Genomic DNA, 18,557 nt, shown 5'->3' with positions numbered 1-18,557 from the left:
CCGTCAGGGAAGCGGTCTGCGCCGATTCCGCTTGATCTCGGCTCTCATCCTCTTGCCCTCGAGCCTGCGCCGCCGCGAACCCGCGGTCGGCTTCGTACGCCTGCGCGGCACCTCTGGCATGAGTGCCTCCCGCAGAAGGGCAGACAGCCGTTCGCGCGCGGCCGCCCTATTGCGCAGCTGCGACCGATGCTCCGAGGCGGTGATTGTGAGGACGGAACCGGTCAGGCGGCTCGACAGCCGTGCGAGCGCCCGCTGACGCTGGATGTCCGTGAGCGCCGTCGTCGTTGCCAGGTCGAGTGACAGCTGGACGCGCGAGTCCGCCGTGTTGACGCCCTGGCCGCCCGGGCCGGATGACCGGGAGAACTGCTCGATGAGGTCGGCCGCAGGCACGACCATACCGCCCGGCGAGCCGGGTCCGGGTGGGATATGCAGGTCGTCCATGGTCTTCCAATGTCAGCGGTTGAACACGACTGACCATACCCGGAGCCGGCGAACCTGCGCATGGTCCGGCGGCGCACGCTCCCAGGGCTCCCGGTGGAGCGAGCGTGGTTAGGTGCACCGCTCAGGTGACCCCGCGGAGATCGCGGCCCCACTCGCGAGCACGGTCCACCTCGCCGGGCAGCAGCGGGCCGCCGTAGTCCTCGACGAGGAAGTGCTCGGGGCCCGCGACCACTCGGCATCCGATGCGGTGCAGTTTCCTCGAGGCGCTCTTGCCGGCAGACCCGGGGAGGTTGGGCCGATGAACCTTCGTGTCGAAGATCGCCACCCTGAGAGATGAGGAGGAGGCCTCCTCAATCCACTCCCTCAGGCCGGTTCTCAGCAGCTCGCCCCCGCGCCGGTGTGCGTCCTCCCGGGTGCTCGCCCGGGAGAGGCCGAAGGCGTGCGTCGGACCTCCGAGGACGAGGAGGTCGACTTTGAGCCCTGAGAGTGGGTCAGCGTGTTCGACGCTGATCGGAGGATCCGTGTCGAGGCCCTCCGCGATGGCGTCGGCGATTGTCCTTGTATTGCCCCAGGCCGATTCATAGATGACCATGGCCTTCATCTCGCACCTCCATGTGCTGCCGCTGTGGCGCCACAGTATGCCCTTCAGCATCCCCGTACAAGGGTCATGTGGTCCGAATCTGCAGGTCAGGGGCACGATGAGCGCCGGGAGCGCCGTGCCGATGACGGCTGTTCAGCAGTCGGTCTCGATGGCACGAAAAAACCCCGATGATACATCGGGGCTGCGGAGCGGGTGACGGGAATCGAACCCGCACCATCTGCTTGGAAGGCAGAGGCTCTACCATTGAGCTACACCCGCACGGCTCTGAGAATAGCAATATCGTGGGACTGATTTCCAATCGGCCGCGGCCTCACCATAAGATGAGTCCTGCTGCGCAGGCGGCATCGGGGTGTGGCGCAGTTGGTAGCGCGTCCGCTTTGGGAGCGGAAGGTCGTGGGTTCGAGTCCCGCCACCCCGACCAGATGTGATCGCTGCGTCCATGGAGCGTATTGCCACTCAGCGCGGTGCGTAGGATGAGCCGGGGGATGGTCGGAGACTCGCAACGGTGCGAGATTGTGCTGTACGCCGCTCTGCAGTGGCGTAGGCAACCGGCAGATGCAGTGTGAATTGACTGCCCCTGTGTCGTAGAATAACGCGGTATGTCTGCACACGCTGCAGGGAGATCGTGAGTGGCTGCCTGCCACACCGCCAATGACTGGAGTAACTTTCGTGAAGAGCAATGTTGAAAAGCTCGAGCCGACCCGGGTGAAGATCACCGCGGAGGTTGAGTATGAGGAGCTGAAGCCGGCCGTCGAGGCGGCGGCGAAGAAGCTGAGCCAGCAGATCAACATCCCCGGATTCCGTCGTGGCAAGGTCCCGACGCGCGTCCTGGAGAGCCGGATCGGCCGCCCCGCCATCGTCGAGCAGGCAGTCAACGATTCCCTCGATGGCTACTACCAGTCCGCGATCGCCGAGCACGAGCTCGCGCCGATGGGCCCGCCCGAGGTCGACATCACCCAGTGGCCGAACATGGAGGGCACGCCCGGCGGCACGCTGGTCGTCGAGATCTCCGTCGACACCCGCCCCGAGATCACTCTGCCCGAGTTCTCCGACATCACCGTGACCGTTGAGAAGCCCGTCGTCACCGACGAGGACGTCGAGACGCGTCTGACGGAGATGCGCGAGCGCTTCGCCACCCTCAAGTCCGTTGAGCGCGCGGTCGAACCGAAGGATTACGTCTCGATCGACATGGAGGCGAAGATCGGCGACGAGGTCGTCGACTCTGTCTCCGGCATCTCCTACCAGCTCGGCTCCGGCCAGCTGCTCGAGGGCATCGACGAGGCCCTCGAGGGCCTCCAGGCCGGCGAGACCGCCACGTTCTCGTCCACCCTTGCGGGCGGCGAGCACGAGGGTGAAGAGGCCGAGGTGACCGTCACGGTCCAGTCGGTCAAGGAATCGGAGCTTCCCGAGGCTGACGACGACTTCGCTCAGCTCGCCTCCGAGTTCGACACCCTCGACGAGTTCAAGGCCGACCTCCGCGAGACCGCGGAAAAGGACAAGACCACCGAGGTCGTCTACAGCGCCCGCGATCTGCTTCTCGAGGAGCTCAACAAGCTCGTCGAGGTTCCGGTTCCCGCCCGCGTCATCGACGCCGAGATCAAGCGTCACCTCGAGGCCGAGGGCAAGGAAGAGGGTGACCCCCACGGCGATGAGATCCGCGAGGACACCGAGAAGGGCTTCCGCGATCAGATGATCCTCGAGGCCGTCAGCGAGAAGCTCGACGTCACCATCGGCCAGGACGAGCTGCTTGAGTTCATGGTCCAGCAGGCACAGATGTACGGCATGGACCCGAACCAGTTCCTCCAGGCCGCTGTCCAGACCAACCAGGTCAGCGCGTTCGCCGGTGAGCTCACCCGCAACAAGGCCCTCATCCTCGCCCTGCGCGAGGTCAAGGTCGTCGACACCGACGGCGAGCCTGTCGATGTCACGTCGGTCATCGACGAGAACGAGGACGCGGTCGAGGAGAACGCGAAGGCCGCTGCCGCGGTCGCCGAGGAACCGGCGGACGTGACTGTCGATGCCGACGAGACCCCGGCAGCCGACGAGACCCCGGCTGAGGAGTCTGCAGACGAGCCGGCTGAGGCCGAGGAGAAGCCGAAGAAGGCCCCCGCCAAGAAGGCTCCGGCCAAGAAGGCGCCCGCGAAGAAGGCACCGGCCAAGAAGGCTGAGAAGGCCGACGAGGAGGCCGAGAAGGCTCCGGCGAAGAAGGCTCCGGCCAAGAAGGCGCCTGCCAAGAAGGCTCCGGCCAAGAAGACTGAGAAGGTCGACGAGGACGAGAAGTAGTCCGATCGATCGGTGAGGCGCCCGCGGGGAAATCCCTGCGGGCGCCTACCATATGCGCCATCAGCGAAACAAACGAAGGGGAGGGAAGGTCTCTCTCTGAAGGTGCGTTAACCTCGAGTGAACGCAAGGACTATTCAGGAGGCTGTCCATTGAGCACACTTCCCACGGCGCAGGGCCAGGCCAATAATCTTGGCCTCAGCGACCACATCTTCAACCGCCTTCTCAAGGAGCGGATCATCTGGCTCGGCTCCGAGGTGCGCGATGACATCGCCAACTCGATCTGCGCGCAGATGCTGCTGCTTGCGGCAGAGGATCCCGAGGAGGACATCTACCTCTACATCAACTCGCCGGGCGGATCCGTCACGGCGGGCATGGCGATCTACGACACGATGAAGTACGTCCAGCCCAACGTCGCGACCGTGGCGATGGGTATGGCGGCCTCCATGGGCCAGTTCCTCCTCACGTCCGGCACGCCCGGCAAGCGCTACATCACCCCGCATGCGCGCGTCCTCATGCACCAGCCCTCAGGCGGTGCCGGTGGCACGGCTGCGGACATCCGGATCAACGCGGACCTCATCGTCAAGATGAAGCGCGAGCTGGCCGAGATCACGGCACAGCAGACCGGCAAAACTGTCGAGCAGATCCTCGAGGATTCGGACCGCGACAAGTGGTTCACCGCCCAGGAGGCGCTCGAGTACGGCTTCGTCGACCACGTCGTCGAAACCTCCGACCTCGTGTCGGGCGGCGGTGGCACCAAGTGAATCAGGAGCACATGTTGAACTTTCCGTCCATGAAGGCGCCGGCGATGCCGGAGGCGCGGTACGTCCTGCCGACCTTCGAGGAGCGTACGCCCTACGGCTACAAGCGCCAGGATCCCTACGCGAAGCTGTTCGAGGACCGCATCATCTTCCTCGGCGTCCAGGTCGATGACGCATCGGCCGATGATGTCATGGCCCAGCTGCTCGTCCTCGAGTCGCAGGACCCCGACGCGATGATCACGATGTACATCAACTCGCCCGGCGGCTCCTTCACGGCTCTGACGGCGATCTACGACACGATGCAGTACATCAAGCCCGAGGTGCAGACCGTGTGCCTCGGCCAGGCCGCCTCCGCGGCCGCCGTGCTGCTCGCCGCGGGTGCCCCCGGCAAGCGTCTCGCGCTGCCGAATGCCCGTGTCCTCATCCACCAGCCCGCCATGCAGGGCGTCCAGGGCCAGGCCTCGGACATCGAGATCGTCGCGAACGAGATCGACCGTATGAGGGACTGGCTCGAGCAGACACTTGCCGACCACTCCGGCAAGACGAAGGAAGAGGTCTCTCGCGATATCGATCGTGACAAGATCCTCACCGCTCAGCAGGCGAAGGAATATGGTCTGGTCGATGAGGTTCTCACCTCGCGCAAGACGCCCAGAATCGAAGCCTGACATCGCTGACAGCCTCACGTGAACGGGAGCCCCTGCGGGCTCCCGTTTCCGCGTGGTGCATTCGCGCATCCGCGCTGTTCTCGCTAGAGTTAGTCACAGTTCAGGGGGAGGTACGCTCATGGCTCGAACCGCAGACGCAGCGGACATGCTCAAGTGCTCGTTCTGTCAGAAGTCGCAGCGCCAGGTCAAGAAGCTCATCACGGGCTCGGGCGCGTACATCTGCAACGAGTGCATCGAGCTGTGCAACGAGATCATCGCAGAAGAGCTCGGCCATGAAGAGCCGGAGTTCTCCCTTGAAGCGCTCCCCAAGCCGAAGGAGATCTTCGACTTCCTCAACGAGTACGTCGTCGGCCAGGAGGGCGCCAAGCGCACGCTGTCGGTCGCGGTCTACAACCACTACAAGAGGATCCGCTCCGGACTCGAGGTGCCGAAGAAGGGCGAGGACGCCGTCGAGATCGGCAAGGCCAACATCCTCATGATCGGCCCGACCGGCACCGGCAAGACCTACCTCGCACAGTCCCTCGCCCGCATGCTCGATGTTCCCTTCGCGATTGCTGACGCGACGTCGCTGACTGAGGCCGGATATGTCGGTGAGGATGTGGAGAACATCCTCCTCAAGCTCATCCAGGCCGCTGACGGTGACACGGACAAGGCCGCCCAGGGCATCATCTACATCGACGAGATCGACAAGATCTCCCGCAAGTCCGAGAACCCGTCGATCACGCGCGACGTCTCAGGCGAGGGCGTCCAGCAGGCCCTTCTCAAGATCATTGAGGGAACGGTCGCCTCTGTGCCGCCGCAGGGCGGGCGAAAGCACCCCCACCAGGAGTTCGTCCAGATCGACACGACGAACGTTCTCTTCATCGTCGCAGGAGCGTTTGCGGGGATGGAGGAGATCGTCTCGGCCCGCAGCGGCCGCCGGTCGATCGGCTTCGGCTCGGATCTGCCCTCCTCGGACATCCCCGGCGCCCTTATCAGCGATGTCGAGCCTGACGATCTCCACAAGTTCGGCCTCATCCCCGAGCTGGTGGGCCGCCTCCCCGTCATCGCCACCGTCGACGCCCTCGAGGTGGACGACCTCGTCAGGATCCTCACCGAGCCGCGCAACGCTCTGGCGAAGCAGTACCAGAAGATGTTCGATCTGGACGGCGTCCAGCTCGAGTTCACGGAGGGCGCTCTCGCCGGCATTGCCGCGAAGGCCCTCGAGCGCGGCACGGGTGCGCGCGGACTCCGCTCGATCCTCGAGCATCTGCTGCGTGAGCTCATGTTTGAGATCCCGTCGCGGACCGACATCGAACGCGTCATCATTGACGAGAAGGTGCTCGACGGTGGGGAGCCCACCTTCGTGCTCAAGCGTTCGAAGAAGTCTGCCTAGGAGAGTAATGGACGAGCCGCAGGACATCCCTGAGGGTCTGCGCACAGCCCGAGAGAGCATCGACAATATCGATGCGGCACTCATCCACATCCTCGCGGAGCGATTCCGATGCACGCAGCAGGTCGGCAGGCTCAAGGCCGAGCTCGGCCTTCCGGCCTCCGATCCCGAGCGTGAAGAGCGTCAGATCGCCCGCCTGCGGACCCTCGCGGAGGAATCCGGCCTCGACCCGGTTTTCGCGGAGAAGTTCCTCAAGTTCATCGTCACCGAGGTCATCCGTCACCACGAGGACTTCGCGAAAGGCTCCTGAGCCGCCCGCACACTCTCCCTATCGAGTTCCGTCGTCAAACGTGTCCTCGAGCGCAGGATGGTCACGGACGGCATGCGGCACCGCTGGCGACTTGGGTGGCAGGGGACTGTCCACGCCGAAGCCACCACGCATCTCATCATCCCCGCCCATGTCCCAGCACGTTGTCAGAGACGGAGAAGGGTGGCAGCGCTGTGCGCCACCACCCTTCCCGCTGAGAAATTCTACTTCGCGTAGATCTTCTCGATCTCGTTCTCGAAGTCGGTGAGCACCTTGTGGCGCTTTACCTTGAGCGAGGGCGTGAGGTAGTCGTTGTCGATGCTGAAGTCGGTCGTGAGGACCCTGAACTTCCTGATCGACTCCGCACGAGAGACCGCTTCATTGGCTCGGCTCACGGCGCGGTCGAGGGCGGCGATGACCTGGGGGTTCTCGGCAGCCTCATCGATGGTCATGGGAGGCAGGCCCTTGTTCGAGAGCCAGCCGGGCAGCATGTCCGCATCGAGGGTGATGAGGGCGCCGATGAAGGGGCGGTTGTCGCCGACAACGACCACCTGGGAGACGATCGGGTGGCCGCGGAGCCGATCCTCGAGGACCGCGGGCGCAACGTTCTTGCCGCCCGCCGTCACGATGATCTCCTTCTTGCGGCCGGTGATCGTGACGAACAGGTCCTCATCGAGTGAGCCGAGGTCACCGGTCTTGAACCAGCCGTCCTCCGTGAAGGCCTCGCGGGTGGCCTCCTCGTTGTTGTGATAGCGGGGGAACACGTGGTCGCCCTTGACGAGGATCTCGCCGTCCGTGTCGACCGTGACGAGGGCGCCCGGGTAAGCGGGGCCGATCGTGCCGATCTTGAGGTTGCCGGGGCGGTTGACCGTCGTCGGTGCCGAGGTCTCCGTCAGGCCGTAACCCTCGTAAATGGTGATGCCGGCGCCGCGGAAAAAGTGACCGAGTCTCTCACCGAGAGGACCGCCACCCGAGATCGAGTGCTTGAGCTCCCCGCCGAGCAGCTCCTTGAGGGTCGAGTAGACGAGCTTCTCGCCGAGGTGATGCTGGGCCTTGAGCCACGGGCTCGGGCCCTGGGGGGTCTGGAGGGCCCGGGAGTAGCCGATCGCGACCTTGGCGAAGCGGCGGAAGATCGGGCCCTTGATCTTCGAGGCGTTGGCCTTGGCGTCGGCCGCGTTGTAGACCTTCTCGAAGACCCGGGGGACTGCGAGGACGAACGTGGGCTTGAACGACTGCATGTCGGCCACAAGGTTCTTCGTGTCGGGGGAGTGGCCGAGGATCGCGCCGGCCTCGATCGCGAGGATGGAGACGAAGCGGGCGAAGATGTGGGCCATCGGCAGGAACAGGAGCGTCTTGGCGTTCGGGTGGGCGATGATCTTGTTGAGCTCGGGATCGGCCGGGCCGTTGATGACGACGTGGAGCAGGTTCTTGTGCGTGAGGACAACGCCCTTGGGGCGGCCCGTCGTCCCCGAGGTGTAGATGATCGTCGCCATGTCATCGGCCTTGATGTGGGCGATGCGGGAGTCGATCTCGCGGTCGGCTTCGTCGCGGTCGAGGCCCTCGCCGAGGGCGACGATGTCGCCGAGGCAGTCATCGTCGATGACGAACACCTTCTCGAGGCTCTCAATCGTGTCGAGGAGCGGCTTGACGGTGTCGCGCAGCGCGGTGTTCTCGACGATGACGAAGCGGCAGCCCGAGTCGGACAGGATCCATTCCGCCTGGCTCCGCGAGGAGCTCTCGTAGATGGGGATGCCGGAGGCGCCCGCGTACCACAGCGCGAAGTCGGTGAGGCTCCACTCGTAGCGGGTTGCGGACATGATGCCGACCCGGTCGCCGGGCTGGATCCCGAGGGCGATGAACCCTCGGGCCAGTGCCCGGACCGAATCCTCGAACTGTCGGTAGGTGATCGGACTCCAGCGCTCGCCGAGCGCCGACTTGAATTGGATGAGCACCTGGTCGGCCCTCTCCTCCGTGCGTCGCTGGAGAAGCTTGGCCAGGTTGTCATCATCTTCGATTCTGACGCGGGCCTCCGCGTAGCTGACTGGGCGGTCGTGATCCGTCATTTCTGCCTTCCCGCCCGGTCAGGGGCTGGTCTCAATTCTTCGCGGGTGCGGGATCCAGCTCATACTGTGCGACGGCGATGGAGTCGCCCGCGACGATGTCGAGTGGTCCCCGTACGTGTGCGGCCTGCCGCAGATCATGCAGGACTGCGTTGATCTGCTCGTGCTGGGCCTCAGGAGCCATCATAACTACTGAGGCGTAGGTTGTGCGCTGCGACACCTTATTCTCGCTCTTCACCCGGCGCAGCGCGGCGAGCGCCTCACCGGCGATGCCGAGGAGACTCTCGTCGGCGCCGCCGGCAGCCTTCTCCAGGGGAGCTGGCACGGGCCAGGACGCGCGGTGGACGGAGCCCTCGGCGTACCAGGACCAGACCTCTTCGGCGGCGTAGGGGAGGACGGGGGCGAGGAGGCGGACGAACGCGTCGACGCTGAGGGCGAGGGCGGCGCGCGCCGACTCGCTCTGCTCGGCGGTGAAGAGACCGTCTCTGTTGTAGGCGCGGTCCTTGACGAGCTCAAGGTAGTCATCGCAGAACGACCAGAAGGCCGACTCCGTGACCTCGAGGGCCCTCGTGTGGTCGTAGGCCTCGAACGCCTCGGTCGCCTCGCCGACGACGCGGGCGACCTTCGCGATCATGGCGCGGTCGATGTCGAGGACGATCTTGGCCGGGTTGAACTCGACTGTGTCCCCACCCATCGTCAGCGCGAACTTTGAGGCGTTGAGGAGCTTGATGGCGAGGCGGCGGCCGATCTTCATCTGGTTCTCTTCGAACGCCGCATCGGTGCCGAGGCGGGCGGAGGCCGCCCAGTAGCGCACCCCATCCGAGGAGTGCTTCTCGAGCAGTCCCATGGGGGTGACGACGTTGCCCTTCGACTTCGACATCTTCTTGCGGTCCGGGTCGAGGATCCATCCGGAGATCGCGGCGCTCTTCCAGGGCAGCCCGCCGAACTCGAGGTGGGCGCGGACCATCGACGAGAAGAGCCAGGTGCGGATGATGTCCTGGCCCTGGGGGCGCAGGTCCATCGGGTACGTCGCCTCAAACAGCTTCTCGTCCGTCAGCCAGCCGGTCGCGATCTGGGGGCTCATCGACGATGTCGCCCACGTGTCCATGATGTCGACCTCCCCGACGAAGCCGCCGGGGACGCCCCGCTGGTCCTCCGTGAAGCCGGCGGGGACGTCGCTCGAGGGGTCGACGGGGAGCTGGTCCTCGGTGGGAACGATGACGCGGCTGTAGTCCGGGTCGCCGGACTCATCGACCGCGTACCAGACGGGGATCGGGACGCCGAAGAAGCGCTGGCGGGAGATGAGCCAGTCGGTGTTGAGGCCGCGGGTCCAGTTCTCGTAGCGCACCCTCATGAAGTCGGGGTAGAACTCGAGCTCCGTGCCGGCCTCGAGGAGGTTCGCCTGAAGGTCCCGGCCGTTCGCCTCGGTGTAGGGGCGCCCGCCGTTGCGGATGTACCACTGGCGCGAGGTGACGATCTCGAGCGGCTTGTCGCCCTTCTCGAAGAAGTTCGTCATGCGCTGGGTAGTGACGGGCTCGCCGATCATCTCGCCGGTCTCCGCGAGCTTTTCGACGACGGCCTTGCGGGAGGAGAAGATGGTCTTCCCCGCCATCTCCTCGTAGAGAGCAACACCCTCGGGAGCGGCGATCCAGTCCGGGGTCTCGGGGAGGATGCGGCCGTCGCGGTTGAGGATCGATCGCATGGGCAGCGACAGCTCGCGCCACCACTGGACGTCGGTGAGGTCACCGAACGTGCAGCACATGGCGATGCCGGCGCCCTTGTCCTTCTCGGCGGCCGGGTGGGCGAGGACGGGCAGCTCGACCCCGAACACGGGCGAGGTGACGGTCGTGCCGAACAGGTGCTGGTAGCGCTCGTCATCCGGGTGGGCGATGAGGGCGACACAGGCGGGGAGGAGCTCCGGGCGGGTCGTCTCGATGACGACATCCTCGCCCGCACCGTGGAAGGCGATCTTGTGGTAGGCGCCCGGGTATTCGCGGGCCTCGAGCTCGGCCTGGGCGACGGCGGTCTGGAAGGTGACGTCCCACAGGCCGGGGGCCTGCGCCTGGTAGGCCTCGCCGCGATCGAGGTTGCGCAGGAACGCGGCCTGGGCGACTTTCTGGGCCTTCGCGCCGATGGTCTGGTAGTTCTGCTTCCAGTCGATTGACAGGCCGAGTGTGCGCCACAGGTGCTCGAACTGAGCCTCGTCCTCGGCGGTGAGCTTCCAGCACAGCTCGATGAAGTTGCGGCGCGAGATCGGCTTCTGGTCGGCGTACTTGATCGACTTGCCATCGCCGCCATCGTGCGGCGGCACGAAGTCCGGCTCGTAGGGCAGCGACGGGTCGCAGCGGACGCCGTAGTAGTTCTGAACGCGACGCTCGGTCGGCAGGCCGTTGTCGTCCCAGCCCATCGGGTAGAAGACATGCTTGCCGGTCATCCGCTTGTATCGGGCGATGACGTCCGTGTGGGTGTAGGAGAAGACGTGACCGACGTGGAGCGAACCCGACACCGTGGGCGGGGGAGTGTCGATCGAGTACGTGTTCTCACGTGAGGTCGGCTCGTAGGTGTACGTGCCGTTCTCCTCCCATACGGCACCCCACTTGGTCTCCAGTCCATCCAGGCTCACCCTGTCGGGAGCATTCACCGCGGCGACGATAGAAGCGTTCTCAGTCATGGTGCCAATTGTTCCATAAACGGGACGGGGCCTTCGCGCACGCTATGTCACCATGAACACATGCATGCACCACAGTCCTCGCTTCTCGCAGTCGCCGTCCCCGGCATCCCGCAGGCCACGATGACGGACGACGTCCCTGCCCTCATCGCTCCCGCCCTCAATGGGCTCGTCTGGCCGGACGGTCGGGTGGGGATCATGCGCGGCGACATCATCGTCATCGCCCGCAAGCTGGTCGCCAAGTGCGAGGGCCGCATGGTCAAGGCCGGCGCGGCCGGGGCGCTGAGCGAGGGCAATACGCCCCGTGGCATCGCCGTCCTCCCACCCGAGGATCCGGTCGCGAGCGCCCGGGAGATCAGGCGGGGGCTGGATGCCCGCTTCGGCGGACGGCCGGGTGTCATCATCACCGGCGATGTCGTTGCGGCGGGCGTCGATGCCCATGTCGGATCCTCGAATCTCCGCGAGGATCTGGCGCGCATGGCGGACGTGCTCATGAACGCCTACCCCGACCACCCGGTCGTCGCCATCCGCGGCCTCGGGCACCTGCTCACCTACGAGGACCAGGACTAGCGCGACGGCGTCAGCTCCCGGATTTCCTCTGGGGCGGCGTCTCAGCCGCCGAGCATCCGCGAGCACGCCGAGGGCCCCACCATCAGTCGACCTACTTGGGAATTACGTCCTATGAGCGTTGCGTAATTCTGTGTAAAGTTAGGCAAGCCTAACCTGAGGGGTTGGCCTCGCTGGATCGCCAGCGTGCTGGATTCCACCACTGGAGCACCCATGACAACACGCCGACCTGCTGCAGCTCTCGCCGCTGCGGCACTCTCTCTCACGCTCGCCGCATGCTCTGGCGGCTCTGATGCGGACAGCCCGGGCGCGGGCGACGCGGACAGCACCAATCCTGCGGCTGACGAGGGCTTCCCCGTGACGATCAGCCATGCCTTTGGCGAGACCACCATCGAGGAGAAGCCCGAGCGCGTCGCCACCGTGGCGTGGAGCAACCACGAGGTGCCCCTCGCCCTCGGCATTGTTCCCGTCGGCATGGAGAAGGCGACATGGGGTGACGACGATGGGAACGGGGTCCTCCCGTGGGTCGAAGACCGGCTGGCCGAGCTCGACGCCGAGACTCCCGTCCTCTTCGACGCCACTGATTCGATCCCCTTCGACTCCGTCAACAACACGGCCCCGGACGTCATTCTCGCCTCCTACTCGGGCCTCACGCAGGACGACTACGACCAGCTCAGCAGGATCGCACCCGTCGTCGCGTACCCGGATGTCGCGTGGGGAACCTCCCTCGACGAGATGATCACGATGAACTCCACCGCCCTCGGCCTTGCCGAGGAGGGTCACGATCTCATCGACTCGATCAATGCCGACATCGAGGCGGCCCTCGCCCAGCGCACGTCCCTTGAGGGGACGAAGCCTCTCTTCGTCTTCATCGACCCTTCCGACACGTCGAAGATCGGCATCTACGCCCCGCTCGATCCGCGTGTCGGATTCCTCCTCGACAATGGCTTCGACCAGGCCGACATTCTCGCGGAGAATGCTGAGTCCGAGTCCTTCTACATCGAGATCTCCGCCGAGAATCCCGAGGCATTCGAGGACGTCGACCTGTTCATCACCTACGGCGCGGACGACGAGGCCGAGAACGCGGCCAGCCTCGAGGCATGGCAGGACGATCCGCTCCTCTCCCGCATCCCCGCCATCGCCGACGGCCGCGTCGCCTTCCTCGGCAGCGGCCCGCTCGCGGCCGCCGCGAACCCGTCGCCGCTCTCGGTGGGCTGGGGGATCGGCGACTACTTCGCGCTGCTCGAGGATGCGGGCAGCTGAGGCGATGCCCGGCCAGCTGACGGCGGCCGCCCCCACCGCTCGGCGCGGGGCGCGCCGCCACCTTCTCCTCCTGCTGCTCGCCGCTCTCCTCCTCGTCGCCTTCGCCTGCTCGATCATGTTCGGCGTCCGCTCGATCACCGTGTCGGATGCGGTCGGGGGACTGCTCGGCTACACCGACACGGCTGACCAGGCCGCGGCAGCGGCTCGGCTGCCCCGCACCGTCCTCGGCGTCGCGGTCGGCGCCGCACTCGCGATCGCGGGGGCGACGATGCAGGCCGTGACCCGCAACCCCCTGGCCGATCCCGGGATCTTCGGAGTCCTGGCCGGTGCCTCCCTCGCCGTCGTCATCGGCATGACCTTCTTCGGCGTCGTCAACCCCGTCACCATCATGGTCCTGGCGATCCTCGGCTCGGCCGCCGCGGCCGTCTTCGTCTACGTCGTCGGGTCCCTCGGTCGGGAGGGCGCGACACCGCTCAAGCTCGCGCTCGCCGGGGCGGCCACCTCGGCCGCGCTCGCGGCCCTCATTTCCGCGATCCTCCTTCCCCGAATCGACGTCATGGACAGCTACCGGCACTGGCAGATCGGCGGCGTCGCGGGCGCCTCGTGGGACAGGCTCGCCATGGCGGGTCCGCTCCTCGCGGCCGGGGCCATCATCTGTCTCCTCTCGGCGCGGGGGATGAACGCCCTGGCACTCGGGGACGAGATGGCGACCGGTCTCGGGGAGCGGGTGCTCCGCACCCGGATCATCAGCTCGCTCGGTGCCGTCATCCTCTGCGGCGTCGCCACCGCCCTCGCGGGCCCCATCGCCTTCGTCGGGCTCATCGTCCCGCACCTGTGCCGGCTCCTCGTCGGCACGGACCACCGCTGGCTCCTGCCGTTCTCCGCGCTGGCCGGCGCGGCCCTCCTCATCAGCGCCGACACCCTCGGCCGCGTCCTCACACGGCCGAGCGAGATCGCCGTCGGCATCATCATGCCGATCATCGGGGCTCCCGTCTTCATCTGGATCGTCCGACGCCAGCGGGTGAGAGAGCTATGACCCTGCGCACCCATCAAGCCGGGGCGGTCGAGCAGGCGGGAAGGCCCGAGAGTACCGCGCCGGCGCTGTCCGAGTCCGCGTCGGAGATCCGGTCCGCCCGTCGCTCCCGCCAGCGCCGCAGCACCCTCATGACCGCCGTGCTCGTCCTTCTTGTCGCCGCCGTCTACGTCGTCAGCCTCATGTGGGGCGAGATCGTCTACAGCCCGTCCGAGATCCTGCGGGTCATCGGCGGCGAGCAGGTCCCGGGGGCGAGCTACAGTGTCGGGGAGCTTCGCCTGCCGAGGGCGACCATGGGCCTCCTCGCGGGCCTCGCCTTCGGCGCCGCGGGCGCGACCTTCCAGACGATGCTCCGCAACCAGTTGGCCTCTCCCGACATCATCGGCATCTCCGCCGGAGCCTCGGCCGCCGGCGTCATCGGCATCGTCATCTTCGGCATGAGCCAATCGCAGGTCTCCGTACTCGCCCTCATCGCCTCCCTCCTCGTCGCCCTCGCGATCTACCTCCTGTCCTACCGGGACGGGTTCGTCGGGACGCGGCTCATCCTCATCGGCATCGGCGTCGCCGCCATGCTCCACTCCGTCGTCACCTACGCCCTGTCACAGGCGAACACGTGGGACCTGCCGAGTGCGACGCGGTGGCTGACCGGGTCTCTCAACGGGGCGACATGGGAGCGGACACTGCCGCTCGTCGTCACGGCCTGCCTGCTCCTGCCGGTCATGCTCTCCTTCGGCCGCAGCCTCGACCTGCTCCGGCTCGGCGACGAGAGCGCGGCCGCCCTCGGCGTGCGAGTCACCCTCGCCCGGGTCAGCCTCATCGTCTGCTCGGTCATCCTCATCGCCGTCGCCACGGCGGCATGCGGGCCGGTCGCCTTCGTCGCCTTCCTCTCCGGCCCGATCGCCGCCCGCCTCATCCCCGGCGGGAGCCTCCTCATCCCCTCCGCCCTCATCGGAGCCCTCATCATCCTCACCTCGGACCTCGTCGGCCAGTACGCCCTCGGCACCCGGTACCCGGTCGGCGTCATCACCGGCGCGCTCGGCGCGCCCTTCCTCATCCACCTCCTCATCCGCTCGAATCGGAGCACGCTATGACCCGCATTCTCGCCGCCAGAGACATCTCGCTCGGATATGGGGAGCGCCACGTCATCGACGGCATGAACCTCACGATCCCACCCGGCGCGATCACCTCGATCGTCGGCCCCAATGGGTGCGGGAAGTCGACACTGCTCCGCGCCTTCTCTCGGCTGCTCACCCCGGGTGCGGGGGAGGTGCTCCTCGACGGTGATCCCCTCTCGTCCCGCTCGGCGAAGCAGCTGGCCCGGATCCTCGGCCTGCTGCCGCAGTCACCGGTGGCCCCCGAGGGCATCGTCGTCACCGATCTCGTCGGTCGAGGCCGGCACCCCCACCAGGGCCTCATGGGCCGATGGTCGGCCCGCGACTACGAGGCGGTCGCCCGATCCCTCGAGGCGACGAACACGACCGCGCTCGCGGAGCGTGCGGTCGATGAGCTGTCGGGAGGCCAGCGCCAGCGCGTCTGGATCGCCATGTCCCTCGCGCAGGAGACGGAGGTCCTCCTCCTCGACGAGCCGACGACGTTCCTCGATGTCGCCAACCAGCTCGAGATCCTCGACCTGCTCACCGACCTCAACAGGGAGCAGGGAACAACGATCGTCATGGTCCTCCACGACATCAACCTCGCCGCCCGCTACTCCGACTATCTCGTCGCGATGAAGGACGGCGCCATCCTCGTCCAGGGCACACCGGAGGACGTCGTCACCCCCACTCACATTGAGGAAGTCTTCGGGATCCGCTGCCAGGTCCATCCCGACCCGGTCTCGGGAACGCCTCTCGTCATGCCGATCGGCCGCCACCACACAGGGGAGGAGTGACAATGTACGCCCCGCTGCGCGCCGCCGTCCGCACGGCCACCGATCTGTCCCCCTCCTTCCGGCGCATCGTCTTCACCGGGCCGGATCTCGATGCCCTCGAGGCGGAGAGCCCCGTCTATGACCAGAGGATCAAGCTCATCCTCCCGCCCGCGTCCGGGCGCCTGCCCGTCCTCGACTCTCCCGAGTGGTACCGGTCGTGGCTCGCCCTGCCGGAGGAGGAGCGGGGGAGCATGCGGACGTATTCGATCAGGGGTGTCATCCGCGGCAGCGAGGGCACCCGCCTCGTCGTCGATTTCGCCCTTCACGAGGGTGCCTGCGGCCCCGCGGGGGACTGGGCAGCCGCCGCGTCGGAGGGCGAGGAGCTACTCATCGTCGCCCCCTGCGACGGACCCGCGTCAGGAGGATTCGAGTTCGATCCGGGTGGGGCCCGTGAGATCGTCCTCCTCGGCGACGAGACGGCCGCACCCGCGATCGCCCGCATCCTCGAAGACCTCGCTGCCCACGACACTCCCGTCACCGGGGGACGAGCCTTCATCGAAGTCCCGACCAGTGCGGACCGGCTCACCATCGACGGACCCGCCTCGGTCGAGGTCCGGTGGCTGCCGCGGGATGGGGCGGCCCGCGGTGACCTGCTCGCCGCGGCCCTCGGCTGGCACATTGCCGAGCAGGAGGAGCACTCCGCTGAGTCGGAGGAGTCCTCCGACCTCATCTGGGAGACGCCAGCCTACTCGGCCTCCGGTGAGGCCATCACGCCGAGAGCGACCACCTCGGGCACGTACTACTGGATCGCGGGCGAGAGCAGCATCGTCACCGGCCTGCGCCGCCATCTCGTCCGCGAGGTCGGCATCGACCGCAGTCAGGTGGCCTTCATGGGCTACTGGCGCGAGGGTGTGGCGATGAGGGGCTGAGGCTCCGGGTTCAGCGCAGGATCCAGGTCCGCCGGCCACGAGCCGACGGATCCTCCACCGGGGGAGTCAGGACTCCTTCTGCATCTCCAGATCGCGATCGACCGAAGCCTGCACGCCGCGGACGACCGCGGCCGAGAACCCCGCATCCTCCATCGCGATCATGCCGGCGATGGTCGTGCCGCCGGGCGAGCTCACCGTGTCGCGGAGGTTCGCGGGGGAGAGGCCGTCAGAGGCCCGCTCGAGCACCATCTGCGCAGAGCCGAGCACAGCCTGGGCGGCGATCCGGACGGCCTGGGCCTTCGGGATGCCATTGGCGACCCCGCCCCGGGCAAGTGCCTCGATGTACTCGAACGTGTAGCCCGGCGAGCATCCCGCCAGCGCCGTGAAGGCAGGGAACTCACGCTCAGCAATGTGGGCGACCTCGCCGATCGCATCGAAGATCGCAAAGACGGTGTCGAGGTGAGCCTCGGTCGTGTGGTCATTGCCGCAGATGCCGGTCATGCCCGCACCGATCTGCGAGTTGACGTTCGGCATGGTGCGGACGACGGCCTGACCCTCCGGCAGGCTCTTCTCGAGCATGGCGAGCGACGTGCCGGCCGCAAGAGAGACGACGAGGATCGAGGTTCCCTCGAGGGCGTCGCGCACCTCCTCGAGAACGCCGGGGATGAGGTGGGGCTTGACTGCGAGGATGAGGGTGCCGTCCGTGCCGATCATGTCGACGAGCTCCATATTCGAGCCCGCGAAATCGACACCCGCGGCATGCGCAAGACGCTCGGCGTTGCGCGGATCGCGCGCCGAGACGACGATCTCGCTGGGGTCATAGTCGCCTGCGACGAGACCCATGACGATCGCGCGAGCCATGTTTCCGGAACCCAAGAATCCAATCATGTCGCTAGCCTAACCGAGGGAATATGGGCAGACTGGCGACATGGCGAAACGCGTACTCATCACAGGAGCATCCACCGGCATCGGAGCGGCGACGGTCCGCAGGGCGCGACGCGCCGGCTGGGAGGTGCTCGCCACCGCCCGGCGGGAGGACCGCCTGCGGGCGCTCGCGGATGAGACCGGCTGCAACTGGTTCGCCGCCGACCTCACCGATGCGGCGGATGTCGCCGCGCTCGCGGAGAGGGCCCGCGAGTTCGAAGTCGACTCTCTCGTCAACAACGCCGGCGGCGCCCGCGGCGCCGACCGAGTCGAGAGCGGCAGGGTTGAGGACTGGCAGGCGATGTACGACATGAATGTCCTCGCCACCCTCCGCATCACCCAGGCACTCCTGCCGCACCTGCGGGAGAGGGGCGGCGGCTCGCTCGTCTTCCTCACCTCGACCGCCGCCCACGACACCTACCCGGGCGGTGCGGGGTACACGGCTGCGAAGCATGCCGAGCGGATGCTGCCGAACACCCTGCGACTCGAACTCGTCGGCGAGCCTATCCGTATCATCGAGATCGCGCCCGGCATGGTGCGGACCGAGGAGTTCTCCCTCAACAGGCTCGGCTCAGCCGAGGCGGCCGAGAAGGTCTACGAGGGTGTCGCCGAGCCGCTTGTGGGCGACGATGTCGCGGAGGCGATCATGTGGGCGCTCGAACTGCCCGCCCATGTCAACATCGACTCCCTCGTCATGCGCCCCGTCGCCCAGGCGAGCAACACGCTCGTCGCGCGCGACTGACCGGCAGCGGCACTGCCTCGCGTGCGCGCCACACCGGCACCGCGCGAGCTCACGCGACCCGATTCCGCCCGTGGCTG

Annotated in this window: 17 protein-coding genes and 2 tRNA genes; 13 read left to right on the top strand and 6 right to left on the bottom strand. The window is 66.8% G+C overall.

Translation table 11 applies throughout. The annotated features are described in order from the left end of the window. Positions 1 to 3: 3 nt before the first annotated feature. From arfB to EJO69_RS05150, 3 genes are all read right to left on the bottom strand, one after another. Complete coding sequence (gene arfB / locus EJO69_RS05160) at positions 4 to 441, bottom strand: alternative ribosome rescue aminoacyl-tRNA hydrolase ArfB (RefSeq protein ID WP_126039926.1); 438 nt, start codon at positions 439 to 441, stop codon at positions 4 to 6. 121 nt (positions 442 to 562) lie between these two features. Continuing rightward, entirely contained in the window at positions 563 to 1,042 is a 480-nt protein-coding gene (locus EJO69_RS05155) for a flavodoxin family protein (RefSeq protein WP_126039924.1), read from the bottom strand. Positions 1,043 to 1,229: 187 nt separating this feature from the next. Beyond that, positions 1,230 to 1,300: transfer RNA gene (locus EJO69_RS05150), tRNA-Gly, on the bottom strand. A gap of 87 nt (positions 1,301 to 1,387) precedes the next feature. On the opposite strand from EJO69_RS05150, the gene EJO69_RS05145 reads away from it, so the two are divergent. The 6 genes from EJO69_RS05145 to EJO69_RS05120 all read left to right on the top strand — a co-directional run bounded on the left by EJO69_RS05145 (position 1,388) and on the right by EJO69_RS05120 (position 6,430). Next, positions 1,388 to 1,463 (top strand) — tRNA-Pro (locus EJO69_RS05145). A gap of 248 nt (positions 1,464 to 1,711) precedes the next feature. Next, the gene (tig, locus tag EJO69_RS05140) at positions 1,712 to 3,325 is read left to right on the top strand and encodes a trigger factor (RefSeq protein ID WP_126039922.1); all 1,614 of its coding nucleotides are present in this window, start codon (positions 1,712 to 1,714) and stop codon (positions 3,323 to 3,325) included. A 149-nt stretch (positions 3,326 to 3,474) separates the two neighbouring features. Further along, entirely contained in the window at positions 3,475 to 4,086 is a 612-nt protein-coding gene (locus tag EJO69_RS05135; protein ID WP_126039920.1) for a ClpP family protease, read from the top strand. Positions 4,087 to 4,097: 11 nt separating this feature from the next. Further along, entirely contained in the window at positions 4,098 to 4,748 is a 651-nt protein-coding gene (locus tag EJO69_RS05130) for an ATP-dependent Clp protease proteolytic subunit (protein WP_126039918.1), read from the top strand. A 118-nt stretch (positions 4,749 to 4,866) separates the two neighbouring features. Then, positions 4,867 to 6,123, top strand: a complete 1,257-nt coding sequence (clpX, locus tag EJO69_RS05125; RefSeq protein WP_126039916.1) for an ATP-dependent Clp protease ATP-binding subunit ClpX — start codon at positions 4,867 to 4,869, stop codon at positions 6,121 to 6,123. 7 nt (positions 6,124 to 6,130) lie between these two features. Beyond that, a complete protein-coding gene (locus tag EJO69_RS05120) occupies positions 6,131 to 6,430 on the top strand; it encodes a chorismate mutase (RefSeq protein ID WP_126039914.1) in 300 nt (99 codons plus the stop codon). Between the two features lie 221 nt (positions 6,431 to 6,651). Here the strand turns inward: EJO69_RS05120 and EJO69_RS05115 are convergent, their stop codons facing one another. Next, positions 6,652 to 8,490, bottom strand: a complete 1,839-nt coding sequence (locus EJO69_RS05115) for an AMP-dependent synthetase/ligase (RefSeq protein ID WP_126039912.1) — start codon at positions 8,488 to 8,490, stop codon at positions 6,652 to 6,654. A 31-nt stretch (positions 8,491 to 8,521) separates the two neighbouring features. After that, complete coding sequence (gene valS, locus EJO69_RS05110) at positions 8,522 to 11,158, bottom strand: valine--tRNA ligase (protein ID WP_126039910.1); 2,637 nt, start codon at positions 11,156 to 11,158, stop codon at positions 8,522 to 8,524. 60 nt (positions 11,159 to 11,218) lie between these two features. Between valS and EJO69_RS05105 the strand changes: the two genes are divergently transcribed. The 6 genes from EJO69_RS05105 to EJO69_RS05080 all read left to right on the top strand — a co-directional run bounded on the left by EJO69_RS05105 (position 11,219) and on the right by EJO69_RS05080 (position 16,814). Further along, positions 11,219 to 11,725, top strand: coding sequence for a coenzyme F420-0:L-glutamate ligase (locus EJO69_RS05105; protein WP_126039908.1), 507 nt, complete (start codon positions 11,219 to 11,221; stop codon positions 11,723 to 11,725). 210 nt (positions 11,726 to 11,935) lie between these two features. After that, positions 11,936 to 12,985 (top strand): iron-siderophore ABC transporter substrate-binding protein, encoded by a 1,050-nt coding sequence (locus EJO69_RS05100; protein WP_126039906.1) that lies wholly within the window; start codon positions 11,936 to 11,938, stop codon positions 12,983 to 12,985. After that, positions 12,972 to 14,021, top strand: a complete 1,050-nt coding sequence (locus EJO69_RS05095) for a FecCD family ABC transporter permease (protein ID WP_245993787.1) — start codon at positions 12,972 to 12,974, stop codon at positions 14,019 to 14,021. Before EJO69_RS05100 ends, EJO69_RS05095 begins: the two co-directional genes overlap by 14 nt. Next, positions 14,018 to 15,109, top strand: a complete 1,092-nt coding sequence (locus EJO69_RS05090) for a FecCD family ABC transporter permease (protein ID WP_126039904.1) — start codon at positions 14,018 to 14,020, stop codon at positions 15,107 to 15,109. Before EJO69_RS05095 ends, EJO69_RS05090 begins: the two co-directional genes overlap by 4 nt. Continuing rightward, the gene (locus EJO69_RS05085) at positions 15,106 to 15,906 is read left to right on the top strand and encodes an ABC transporter ATP-binding protein (RefSeq protein WP_126039902.1); all 801 of its coding nucleotides are present in this window, start codon (positions 15,106 to 15,108) and stop codon (positions 15,904 to 15,906) included. Before EJO69_RS05090 ends, EJO69_RS05085 begins: the two co-directional genes overlap by 4 nt. Positions 15,907 to 15,908: 2 nt before the next feature. Next, positions 15,909 to 16,814 carry a siderophore-interacting protein gene (locus EJO69_RS05080; protein WP_126042358.1) on the top strand — a complete coding sequence of 302 codons (906 nt, stop codon included), beginning with the start codon at positions 15,909 to 15,911 and terminating at the stop codon, positions 16,812 to 16,814. Positions 16,815 to 16,880: 66 nt separating this feature from the next. Here the strand turns inward: EJO69_RS05080 and proC are convergent, their stop codons facing one another. Continuing rightward, positions 16,881 to 17,702, bottom strand: a complete 822-nt coding sequence (proC, locus tag EJO69_RS05075; RefSeq protein ID WP_126039900.1) for a pyrroline-5-carboxylate reductase — start codon at positions 17,700 to 17,702, stop codon at positions 16,881 to 16,883. Positions 17,703 to 17,742: 40 nt separating this feature from the next. Here proC and EJO69_RS05070 point away from each other — a divergent pair, with 40 nt between their 5' ends. Further along, positions 17,743 to 18,480, top strand: a complete 738-nt coding sequence (locus EJO69_RS05070) for an SDR family NAD(P)-dependent oxidoreductase (protein ID WP_126039898.1) — start codon at positions 17,743 to 17,745, stop codon at positions 18,478 to 18,480. Positions 18,481 to 18,557: the final 77 nt, after the last annotated feature.

The sequence above is a fragment of the Flaviflexus salsibiostraticola genome, from assembly GCF_003952265.1.
GTDB lineage: Bacteria > Actinomycetota > Actinomycetes > Actinomycetales > Actinomycetaceae > Flaviflexus > Flaviflexus salsibiostraticola.
This window is presented reverse-complemented; position numbering and strand designations above follow the sequence as displayed.